Source organism: Paenibacillus sp. AK121, assembly GCF_019042715.1.
Taxonomy (GTDB): Bacteria; Bacillota; Bacilli; order Paenibacillales; family Paenibacillaceae; genus Paenibacillus; species Paenibacillus polymyxa_C.
The window spans coordinates 58,104-70,012 of record NZ_JAHPJM010000014.1; the positions used below are offsets into that span (position 1 = coordinate 58,104).

Sequence of the window (11,909 nt, forward strand, 5' to 3'; positions counted from 1 at the left end):
ACCTCTTTTTTAGGAATTTCCTTCACAAGCCAACACGCAAAAGCCCCGGCAAGTTTCGCAGGCGAAAAATGCGGGGCATAGCTTGAGCAGTCTTACCGGCAAAAACGGTCAAATGCACTGGTCAAATCAGCAGCAATCTGATCTGCCGAACGATCTTCGATCTGATGACGCTCGATAAAGTGAACCAGTTCGCCGTCTTTCAGTAACGCGATCGAAGGGGAAGATGGCGGATACGGCGCGAAAAATTCGCGAGCCTTCGCCGTTGCTTCCTTATCCTGTCCCGCAAAAACCGTATACAGATGATCCGGCGTTATATCATGCTTCAGCGCTTCAGCTATACCCGGGCGGCATTGGCCTGCGGCACAACCGCATACCGAGTTCACAACCACCAGCACTGTACCTTTAGCATCAGGCAACTTGGCCTCCACATCTTCAGAAGTACGCAGTTCCTGAATCCCAAGATTCGTCAGTTCATCGCGCATAGGCTGAACTGAATCTCTCATATATTGATCGAAAGACATAGACATATTCTTTCACTCCTTTTCACTAAATCATATATACTACGTTTCTAATTTCATCCTTTGCCGTAGTAAAGACATGGACATCTAAAGCCCATTATACAATCTTTTTCACGTAATTTGCAAAAAATCCGGTTACATCTTTGCACAATTATTTCTGTATCGAATTTATGACAGGAGGCTCAGAATGCTCCTGATAAGTCGGAATGGTCCTGCGCAAACGAACTTTAAACTGTGTGCCCATTCCCTCCACCGAATCTACGGCAATCGTACCGTGATGACGCTCCACTATACTTTGACATAAGGCCAGACCCAGACCTGTACCTTTCGTTTTGGTGGTGTAAAAAGGCTGGAACAGCTTTTCAAGCTGTTTTGGCGGAATTCCCGGACCTGTATCCCTCACTTCCAGTTCGACAAAATCCCCTTCTTCATGAGTAGAAATGGTCAGCACACCCTTTTCACCCATAGCTTCCATCGCATTACGCGATAAGTTAAGCAGCAATTGCTTGATTTCCTTAGGGTTCAAATGCAGCATCGTTACATGATCCTCCAGTTTTAACTCAATCGTCTGTCCCCTCAGGTTCGCATCTGCCCACAAAAGAGGTGTTAGTTCACGAATGATATCATGCAGATGACACTGCTCCTTCTCGACAATCCGATTCTGGGCCAGGGAAAGAAAATCATTAATAATCCCGTTCGCCCGATCCAGCTCCTCCATCACGATGCGGTAATAATGACTTAGAGAATCAGGGCTCTTCTCGCGCATAAGCTGTAAAAACCCGCGCACAACCGCCATCGGATTACGTATTTCATGTGTAATGCCCGCTGCCATCTGTCCAACCAGACTGAGCCTCTCGAAATTGCCCAACTCACTGCGCAGCGTCTCCAGCTCTGTGATGTCCTGCAAGGCGATAATGACACCTGTCGTTTGATTGATATGTTTATCTCGAATAGGAAGGAAACTGGAGAAGAATACTTTAGGAGATACATTTATAAAATCAGCGCCTGCTTCTCCTTCCAATGCTTTCGCAACTCGTTCGTTGACTACAGGCGAAGCGCTAAAAACGTACAACGAGTTTAAAGGACGGCCTACAACCTCAGGCAGCGTAATATAGGGATCGAAGTCCCGGTAGAGCTCCAGCATCGTTTTGTTCATATGTATAACTCGTTCTTCGCTGTCCAAAGTAACAAGAGATAACGGCATCAAATCCATGACTTGACGCAGCTTATCCACTTCGATTAAATATTTGCTCGTAAACTCAGTTACATCTCGCCGCAACGTCAGTTTCTCAAAGGAATTATGCATCAGACTTACGACCGTAAAACTTGCCAACACACCTACAGCAACATTCCAAAACGTTGTGAGCAGATCAGGAATGTATACTGAAATGTTCTGTTTGCCCCACAATAGCGGTAATAATGCCTTAAGCAGCATATCAGCCACAACATATGTGAAAATTACGAGCTTTTTGTCCAACAATGTTCCTCTTTGAAAAAACTTGACATGCAGTAGCATAAAAGGAAAAAGGATAAAAGCAGTGCCCACATACATTGGGGACATTTCTATCGACTGCGCTATAATTAGAACACCCGTCAATGCAGAAGCAGCGAGAACAAAGGAAGTGCGACGTGTACCATACATGACGCCTACAGCAAGGGGAATAATACCGAGATTGGAAGGTAGGCCATATGGAGGCTGGTATTGAAAGAGCGAACATAGCAATATAGCTGGCAAGCAACACAGATAAAGTATTCCTTGATGAGGTCCGGGAAGCAGATTGCCTGCCCAAACCTTTTTCTTGTCCCCATAATCCGTTAATATAGAGAAAAAACCCGCCGATATAACGGCAAGGAGAACTTGGAGCACACTTTCCTTCAACGCAATTAACAAGGACTTCTCCCCCTCATCATCTTTCCTTGACGCCGTTAGTTGAATTAAAGCACAGGCTACAATATATTACAATATATGTGTTAAAATCCCGGTGTAGAACGACAAATTCTGCTAAATACCGGATATATATTAGAGGATCGTTTTTACGGTTTTTATACTTCTGTAAAATAAGAGATATACGCAACTACTGTGCTCAAAGTCTATCTAAAGAGACGGTATTACGATATGATGGAAAATCTGTTACGCTATTCTGAATTTTTTTGAAAATTTGTCGACGAAAAGGAAGAGGTCTATGACTTACGACGTTATTGTGATCGGAGGCGGCTCAGCCGGCTTAATGGCAGCGGCTGCTGCCATTGGCGAAGGCGCCAAGGTGCTTTTAGTGGAAAAGGGAAATAAACTTGGACGAAAGCTGGGGATCTCCGGCGGAGGTCGCTGCAATGTCACCAATGCAAAAGAGCTGGATGAACTTATTCGCCACATTCCCGGCAATGGTCGTTTTCTGCACAGTGCCCTGGCTGCTTTCGGCAATCGGGATATCATCGCCTTCTTTGAACAACTAGGTATAGCCTTAAAGGAAGAAGACAACGGGCGTATGTTTCCAGTAACGGACAAAGCCAAAACGGTCGTCGATGCTTTGATTAATAAGGTACGCTCTCAAGGAGTCGAGATTCGGACAAGCTGCCCTGTTCAAGAGGTGATTTACAAAGAAGGTCATACAGCTGGTGTGCGGCTGCGTTCCGGTGAAATGCTGCGTAGCCGTAACGTCATTGTCGCTGTCGGTGGCAAGTCCGTCCCGCACACAGGCTCGGAAGGTGACGGCTATGCATGGGCAGAGCAAGCTGGGCATACCATTACGGAACTATATCCAACAGAGGTCCCGCTAACGTCAGGCGAGACATTTATCCAGACAAAAGAGCTTCAGGGGCTCTCCTTACGAAACATCAGCCTGACCGTATGGAATGCGAAACAAAAGAAGGTTGTCGTTCATGAAGGAGATATGATTTTCACGCATTTTGGTTTGTCTGGTCCAACCGCTTTGCGCTGCAGTCAGTTTGTCGTCAAGGGAATGAAAAAGGATAAGGTAAACACAGTATTGTTAACTCTCGATTTACAGCCTCACAAACATGCTGATGAAGTCTACCGTGAGACACTGGAACTGGCATCGGTCGATGCTAAAAAGGCGATCAAAAACGTGCTTAAACCTTATTTACCGGAACGCATGATTCCGTTGTTGCTTCAGCAAGCTGAACTGCGTGAAGATTTGACCTATGATCATATTCCCAAGCAGCAATGGCAAGAACTCGCCCATCGAATCAAGGCGTTTCCCATTCGTGTGAATGGGACGCTCTCCCTGAAGGAAGCATTTGTTACCGGGGGTGGTGTGAATTTGAAGGAAATTAATCCGAAAACGATGGAGTCCAAGCTGATGCCTGGCTTGTTTTTCTGCGGTGAGATTCTGGATATTCACGGCTACACTGGAGGTTATAATATTACAGCGGCGTTTACGACAGGGCATACAGCAGGAACGCAAGCGGCTTTAAACGAGATGTAGGAGTGGGAGGCACTACGCGTAGGCTTTGATCTTACGATCGCTGGCCCTTCTCCAGATTCAAATCCTCCGCTTCGCTACAAACCGCCATTACAACCGCAATTTTTAAGAAAAACAGGAATTTAAAAGACTTAAATCAGTTGTATTGCTGATTTAAGTCTTTTTTTTGAGTAATCGCGTATTGAACAAACTCCATCTTGTTTTAACGTTTACAGCTATTCCTAAACCTCAATAATGATAGGTAAAATCATAGGTCTTCTCTTGGTTTGGCTGTAAATAAACTGACCCACATTATCCTTTAACATCTGCTTAATCAAGCCCCACTGACTCATTTCGATTTCTGTTAACTCGTTCACTGTGGCCATAATCGTGTCTCGAATCTGATTCATCAGCTCTTCGGAATCCTTAACAAATACAAAGCCTCTTGATATGACTTCTGGCGTTGCAAGCATTTGCTTTTCGTTTTTGCTCAAAGTCATCACAATAATCAGCATTCCGTCTGAGGCAAGTTTTTTACGGTCCCGCAGTACAATATTGCCCACATCACCAGTTACCAGCCCGTCTACCAGGCTATTGCCGGATGGTACTTTGGGACCCAGGGATGCCCTTCCCTCTGCGATTTGAATTGTCTCACCGTTTTGGACAATAAATACGTTTTCCATAGGAATACCGACTGATTCTGCTAGCTGACGATGCTGATGCAGCATTCTGAATTCACCATGTATAGGAATTAAATACTGGGGTTTCATCAGGGTCATCATTAATTTTAACTCTTCTTGGCTGCCATGACCGGATACGTGCATCCCCGTGGTGTTGCCTGATCCATAAATAACGTTAGCGCCCAGTACGTACAGGTTATCGATGACTTGAGAAAGGTTTCGCTCATTTCCCGGTATCGCTCCCGCAGCAATGATGACGGTATCCCCAGGCAATATTTCGATTTTGGGATGCAGGGAATTAGCTAAACGGGACAATGCAGCCATCGGTTCACCCTGACTTCCTGTACATAAAACTGCAATTTTTTCTGCAGGATATCGCTCCGTTTCTCCAGCCTCAATCAACAAATCCTCGGGCATGTGCAAGAAGCCCAACTCTTTAGCCACCGTTACCACATTTACCATGCTGCGTCCGAGTAAGACCAGCTTGCGGCCTGTTTCCACAGCAGCGTCAATGACCTGCTGGACACGATTCACATTGGAAGCGAACGTGGAGATAAATACCTGCTGCTTGGCTCGAGCGAATGCATCCAGAATGTGCCCGCCAACCAAACGTTCTGAAGGCGTAAATCCTGGTCTTTCCGCATTCGTACTTTCGGAGAGAAGCACCTTAACCCCTTTCTTTCCGATTTCAGCCATGCGATGAAGATCCGGAAAAGGTCCGCTGACAGGAGACATATCAAATTTGAAATCCCCGGTATGGACCACATTTCCTTCCGGTGTCTGAAAAAAGACGCCCAAGCAATCTGGGATACTATGGACAGTAGTGAAAAAGGATGTCTGAATCTTCCCCACATCAATGGTAGAATCCGCATCTATAAGATGAAGCTCGGCATCACGTAAAAGATTATGTTCCTTTAGCTTAATCTTAATTAATTCGATGGTGAGCTTTGTCCCGAATACTGGAATGTTGATCTGCTTCAGTAAATAAGGAATGCCCCCGATGTGATCCTCATGTCCATGGGTTACAATGAGCGCTCTAACTTTATCCTGATTCTCCAGCAGATAGGTAACATCCGGTACAATGAGGTCAATACCAGGCAAATTTTCATTAGGAAACTTGGAGCCACAATCAATGACGACAATATCCTGATCGTATTGGATGAAATACATATTTTTTCCAATCTCATTAACACCGCCTAGAGCAGCAATGAGTAATCTGTTATCAGCAAGCATCAAGTTTATTTCCTCCTTAGGAAAATGCTATCCATATTATTTATTTTCCGCGTAAACTTATGCACCATATTGGGAAAGAAATGAGTAGCCTTCCTACATAAGAGGACTTGTTTCACAAACACAAAAAGAAACCCTTGTCTCTAACAGACAGGGGCCCTGACTTGATTGATTACATACCCACCGCAGCCGATATCGCAGCAAAAATAGCAGCAATCAGCCATAGGATCGGGAATAGTTTGAAGATTACCTTCAGCCACTGTCCAAAGCTGATCCGGGCAATGGCCAATCCTGCCAGCAGCACTCCACCTGTCGGTGAAATGAGATTGGTTAACCCGTTACCAAATTGGTACGCTGTGACTACGGCTTCACGATTAATGCCTACAAGATCGCCAAGCGGTGCAAGTACAGGCATGGTTAGTGCAGCTTCCCCCGAAGAAGAGGGAACGAGGAAAGTAATGATATTATGCGCAAGCAACATAATAGTCGTGAATAAATAACTTGGCAAACCTTCCAGGACGCTTGCAAGTGCATTCAATACGGTATCAATAATCATCCCCTGTTCTGCGATAATCAGAATTCCGCGGGCGAGGCCTATGATCACCGCGGCGTAGATAAATTCTCCGCATCCTTTTACAAAATTCTCAGCTATCTCCTTCTGACTCATTTTGGTGACAACCCCAACAAAAATACCAAGGGCAAAGAAAAGGGCGCCGATCTCAGTCATATACCAGCCTTTGACCAAAATTCCCCAGACAATCGCTCCAAGCGTTACAATAAATCCACCTATAATTAATTTGTCCCGGAATGTGAAGACGACGTCCTCGCCTGTGCTTTCCTTAATAAATTGCTCGCGGTTTATAATATCACTTTGAAACACGAGGGATTTCTCCGGATTTCGCTTCACCCGGTGCGCATACCACATCGTAAAAGCAATAGAAATCGTCGTAAATACAAGCCATTCGATAAATCTCAGCCAGAGTTGAGGATTCCCCTCCACTCCTGCGATTCCCTGGGCAATCAACACTGAAAATGGATTGACAGTCGAACCAACATAGCCAATTTGCGTTCCCAGAAATAAAATAAGAATCGCTGTCATAGAGTCGAAACCCAAGGCAAACATCAACGGAATGAAAATCGCATAAAGTGGAATAATTTCTTCACTCATCCCAAAGGTAGAACCTCCGAGACTGAAGATAACCATAGCAATGGGAATAAGCAAAATCCCTTTATTCTTCAACCGCCTGGCAAGAGCTGTCAGCGCACGATCAATGGCGCCTGTCTGCAGAATAATACCGAAGGAGCCGCCTACAATAAGAACAAAAGAGACGACATCGGCGGCATTGATAATCCCCTCAATAGGAGCGCTAAGAATCTGAGGGATTCCCTGTCTTAAATCACCGTTCTCTCCCGTTTTGGGTACAGAGTGATAGGTTCCTGAAACGATTGCCGTTTTGGTCACACCGTTCACTGTCACTTCATGACGCTCAAATTGACCGCTGGGTACAACCCATGTCAACGCGGCGACTGTAATAATAATCAAGAATATTAAGGTATAACTATGGGGCAAGGATAATTTCCATTTCTTATTCGTGATGTTCATGTTTATCCCTCATTCCAAGAATGGTTATACGTAACCTTCCCTCCCATAATGGTCAATATCACTTGGGCATCCCTGATGTCAACAGCGGATGCATTAAGGAGGTCGCGATCAAAAACGGCGATGTCAGCATATTTTCCAGCCTCCAGCGTACCTGTAACCTCTTCCATATAACAATGTTTGGCTCCATTAATGGTCCATGCCTTTAAAACTTCGGATGCCGGCATTCCCTGGTCAGGATACCAGCCTCCAGCAGGCGAGCCATCCGGGAATAATCGGTGAGAGGCCGCATACAGCGAATCGGGGACACTGGTGATAAATAAAGGCAAATCAGTACCTATAGTGATCGGCACGTTAGCTTCCAGCATGGACTTATAATTATAAAAACGGTTTTCATTCTCTTTGCCTGCCACAGCAGACATATAAGCCTCTTCGTAAGAGGGATTTAGCAGCAAAATCTGAGCATAGACCTCGGCAAAAATTTCGTTTTCTCCCATTCTGTTCAGGTCATCTGGATGAGGATACTCCAGATCACTGATCGAATGTCTGATAAGGTGATTGCCTTGCTGCGCGCGGCATTTTTCAATCATGGATACTGCTTGGCGAATCGCAGCATCGCCTTCTGCAGTTAGGCAGCATTTGATCCCCTGGCTGTCCGCTTCCAGAACTGAGGCTTCAATTTTTTCGTAATCGACCGCCCTCAAATTCGTGACTCCAGGCATATCTGCGTAAGGCTCCAACATATCCCCTGTATGATCGGCTACGACGCCGTCAAGCATCAGCTTGTAGCCTTGGAAACGAATAAGGTCTCCATGATAAAGTGCCTTATACTTAATACCAATACTTATATCAAACGGTTCAACAACCGGTTCCAGCGAGAAATGAAACCGGAGTGGCAATTCACCTGTTTCTTTCAATTCCTCTAGAATCGGAAGCAGCTCGCTATGCCGGTCAAAGCCAATATCTTTTATAGAAGTAACTCCTCTTGCAGCCAGCAGGCGGCAAAATTCCATAAACTCTTGTTGGACAAGGCTGCGATCCTGCATCATAGCTTGGAGCAGTAAAGCGCGTGCTTCGGCACTGCATTGATCTGGCGAAAATTGATATCTCTCCTCAGCCAATCGATTCATCCAGCAGTAACTTTTATTTTGGTTGATGGCGATGACCGCCCGATCGGGAAACAATCCATCCAACAAGCTTGGCTCAGGCAGCCCACCCCATTTTTCCTCGCTCCAACCGTAAGCGGTTACATCTTTTCCTGATGGAAGGTGGTTTGCCTCTTGAAGCAGTAGTTGCACTGCTTCTTCACTTGAGGCTGTATGCGTCAGATCCAAGCCCCGATGCATTGACATATATCCGGTGAAAAATACATGGTTGTCATGAATTCCCGGCATGATAAAGGCATCGCCCAGATCATAGACAACCGTTTCCGATCCTATCCAGGCTTGTGCCTCTTCCGGATGCCCCACTGCTGCAATACGTTCTCCTCGCACTGCAATAAACCCGGGCGAAGCTTCATTTTCCAATCCATTAAAAATAGCATTGGAGAGTAATACTTTGTCTGCTAATGTATCTTTCATCCCTTGCATAGTTTCACCACCTCATGATTGATTCACCTAACAACATGACGTAATATAACGTTATGTTAATGCTTCTGCTTCTCCCTATTGGATGGAAGCAGAAGCCAGACGTACCTGAACTACCTTGCATAACAGGTAACGGATTATATGGAGAATTGGTAGCGGTCTCCGATGATGTACTGCTTCCCTACATGAACCGGGCTTCCATGCTGGTCATAGATAATGGTATGCATGTAAAACAACGCCTGCCCGATCGCCGTCTCCAGCAATTTGGCCTGATTTTCATCCGCCAAGGCAATTTGTAATATCGTCTCTCCTGGCTGGTTAGGGTCGATGCTGTATTTTTGCCGCAGCAGTTCGTATACAGACCCCTCCAACTGCTCGTGCATTAGAAATGCAAAGCGTTCATAAGGATAAAAATTGTTTTCCAGCATCAGGGGGCGATCATCCGCATATCTTTTACGCTGGATAAATAACACTTTTTCTCCTGGCGATAGCTGCAACTGATGTGCAATTTCTTCATCTGCTGCTATAATTTCACGTTTTGTAACCTCACTGTGTGAAGAAAGCCCGTTGGATTTGCATGCCGCCGTAAAGCTGATGACATGTTCAATCTTCCGTCCAATTTTGGGGATATTGACAAAGGTGCCTTTTCCCTGACGTTTGGTCAGATATCCTTCATGAACTAATTCGGCAATTGCTTTCCTTACAGTAATTCGACTTACATTATACATTTCGCTTAATTCTGTTTCGGTCGGTATACGACTTCCCTGCGTAAATGTTCCATTATGAATAGCGGTTTTAACCGCTTTTTGTAATTGAATATATAATGGCTCCGCTTGGTCTGAATTTAACATAATGTACCCTCACTTGTCATATAACGTTATATCACTCTCACTTAGAGTATCAAAGGTTACATATTCTTACAAGTGAAGATATTCGAAAAGGATCGTCAATAATGAACGCCGTATCCGAAGGAACCTTCTACCAGGCAGCTCTGGGCGGCAAGCCTTGAGCCTTCTGCCATAGCAGCCTGAATGTTGCCTTTTTCCAAAAAGCTCAGTAAAAAAGCAGTTATATAAGAATCGCCTGCTCCCATGGTATCCACAGCGTCAACGGAATCGGGCATTTGAAAATAGAACTTCGTACCATCATAGGCGATAGATCGGTCACCGCCACGAGTGGCGATCAGAATTTGCCCCTCTTTTTTTCGATTGGAACGGATAAAATTCTGTGTCTCTTCATCCGTCATATGGCTGCAAGAGAAGAATGCAAAATCGGCATGCATGATATATTGTTCTACCTGTGTATCTGTAAAATCATCTGAAAAATCAAAGGAAATAGGAATTCCCAGTGTCTCCAACTCGGGCAGCAAGTGGCCTGTATGGCTGTACAAGCCAGTATGAATCAGGTCGAATCCGCCAAGATAATCCTTGTCATCTTCGCTCAGTTCCAATGGATGGAGACGTGTCACTCCCCCCTCATTACTGCCCAGAAATACTCTGTCTCCGTCTTCCAGGGTTACACGTGCACAGCCGTTCTCACCGCTGTGATATCTGCACCGTGAAATATCGATGTCAAGCTCACGGAGGGTATGTTCTACATGCCGTGCTTCGTGATCGTCCCCAAACACGCCTATAAAGGCTGCATCCACTCCCGCTTTTTTGGCAAACACACTGAAATTAAGCGCATTGCCGCCAGGGTACATCATGCGCAGATGAACATATTTATCTACCACATTATCGCCAATGCCTAGAACCTTCATGATGGTTTCCTCCTGTTGGTAGGTGCGCTTAGTAAGCTACTTTGCCCATATAACGGCGAGTTTCCAATGGGTGGTTGCGTACATTTGCTAGTGCTTCACGATACACACATACAATGCTGTAAAATAAAACCGGGTTAAAAAACTCTACCACTTCGTCTGCAATCGTTCCGATGCCAAGCTCCTTTGCATCAATCACTTCCACTTTCTCGGCATACTGATTCAGGAAAGTCTGTGCCCGCTCATCCAGCGCCCGTGTACGTCCTTCGTTGATCATCAGAATAAATGGAGTTTCCTTATCCGTTACTTCAAATGGGCCATGGAAGAATTCACCGGAATGGATAGAAGCTGCATGAAGCCATTGCATTTCCATCAGCGAGCAGATGGCAAAGCCATAAGCATGTCCATAAGATGCTCCGCTGGTCAGGATATAAAAGAGTTCCTCATTGCGGTATCTGTCAGCGAATACTTGAGCGCGCGGTTCAACTTGGACTTTGGCCCGGTTAATAATCCCATTGATTGCTCCCAATCCATTCTGGAAAGCTGGGTAATGCGCATAGCCCTCAGTGATTTGAAGCAGTTCAACCGTAAGTTCTAGAATAATGGCCATCGGGTTGTTTTTAACATCGCTCTCATCCCCCCACTCGTAAAGGAAGGAATAATCCGAATAATTAAGCAGGCTCGCTTCACTATTGTGGGTTAAGCCAATGGTATAAGCACCTTTCTCTTTGGCAGATTTAGCAGCTGCGACCGATTCTGGAGTATTTCCACCGTGGGAACAAACGATGACCACTGAGTGTGCCCCCAATCGTTTGGGCAACGCATGTACAAACTCATTCGCTGTATACATCCCTGCTACCAGTTTCTTTGCTTCACTATCCAGAAAATATTTTGAAGGATACATATCAACTAGTGAGCCCCCGCAGGCTACTAAATAAACCTCAGAAATCTTCCCATTCGCTTGTTCATTAATCGTCTGAATCGTCTGTTGTACATTCATTTTTTATCTCTCCTTCTATATAACGTTATATAACGTATTGTTTACGAGATAAATATAAGCGCTTTCATTAAAAGTGTCAAGCCCCTTCATTAAAAAAAGCTCTAACCCTTTTGTATG

At 45.1% G+C, this 11,909-nt stretch carries 9 protein-coding genes; 1 reads left to right on the plus strand and 8 read right to left on the minus strand.

The window, feature by feature from the left end:
• Positions 1–92: 92 nt before the first annotated feature.
• Together KSP24_RS21135 and KSP24_RS21140 are read right to left on the minus strand one after the other, a co-directional pair.
• Positions 93–527: a BrxA/BrxB family bacilliredoxin gene (locus KSP24_RS21135; RefSeq protein WP_013369388.1), complete on the minus strand. Its 435-nt coding sequence runs from the start codon at positions 525–527 to the stop codon at positions 93–95.
• A 142-nt stretch (positions 528–669) separates the two neighbouring features.
• Positions 670–2,409, minus strand: coding sequence for a two-component system sensor histidine kinase NtrB (locus KSP24_RS21140; RefSeq protein ID WP_216976555.1), 1,740 nt, complete (start codon positions 2,407–2,409; stop codon positions 670–672).
• 292 nt (positions 2,410–2,701) lie between these two features.
• Here KSP24_RS21140 and KSP24_RS21145 point away from each other — a divergent pair, with 292 nt between their 5' ends.
• Positions 2,702–3,964 carry a BaiN/RdsA family NAD(P)/FAD-dependent oxidoreductase gene (locus KSP24_RS21145; protein ID WP_216976557.1) on the plus strand — a complete coding sequence of 421 codons (1,263 nt, stop codon included), beginning with the start codon at positions 2,702–2,704 and terminating at the stop codon, positions 3,962–3,964.
• 218 nt (positions 3,965–4,182) lie between these two features.
• Here the strand turns inward: KSP24_RS21145 and KSP24_RS21150 are convergent, their stop codons facing one another.
• The 6 genes from KSP24_RS21150 to KSP24_RS21175 all read right to left on the minus strand — a co-directional run bounded on the left by KSP24_RS21150 (position 4,183) and on the right by KSP24_RS21175 (position 11,792).
• On the minus strand, positions 4,183–5,853 hold the full coding sequence (locus KSP24_RS21150; protein ID WP_040102145.1) for a ribonuclease J: 1,671 nt from the start codon (positions 5,851–5,853) through the stop codon (positions 4,183–4,185).
• 169 nt (positions 5,854–6,022) lie between these two features.
• The gene (locus KSP24_RS21155) at positions 6,023–7,453 is read right to left on the minus strand and encodes a YfcC family protein (RefSeq protein WP_025676064.1); all 1,431 of its coding nucleotides are present in this window, start codon (positions 7,451–7,453) and stop codon (positions 6,023–6,025) included.
• Positions 7,454–7,455: 2 nt separating this feature from the next.
• On the minus strand, positions 7,456–9,039 hold the full coding sequence (locus tag KSP24_RS21160; RefSeq protein ID WP_216976559.1) for an amidohydrolase: 1,584 nt from the start codon (positions 9,037–9,039) through the stop codon (positions 7,456–7,458).
• Positions 9,040–9,173: 134 nt separating this feature from the next.
• Positions 9,174–9,887: a GntR family transcriptional regulator gene (locus tag KSP24_RS21165; protein WP_013369382.1), complete on the minus strand. Its 714-nt coding sequence runs from the start codon at positions 9,885–9,887 to the stop codon at positions 9,174–9,176.
• Between the two features lie 95 nt (positions 9,888–9,982).
• The gene (locus tag KSP24_RS21170; protein WP_129548691.1) at positions 9,983–10,795 is read right to left on the minus strand and encodes a fructoselysine 6-kinase; all 813 of its coding nucleotides are present in this window, start codon (positions 10,793–10,795) and stop codon (positions 9,983–9,985) included.
• A gap of 28 nt (positions 10,796–10,823) precedes the next feature.
• A complete protein-coding gene (locus KSP24_RS21175; RefSeq protein WP_013369380.1) occupies positions 10,824–11,792 on the minus strand; it encodes an SIS domain-containing protein in 969 nt (322 codons plus the stop codon).
• Between the last annotated feature and the right edge of the window lie 117 nt (positions 11,793–11,909).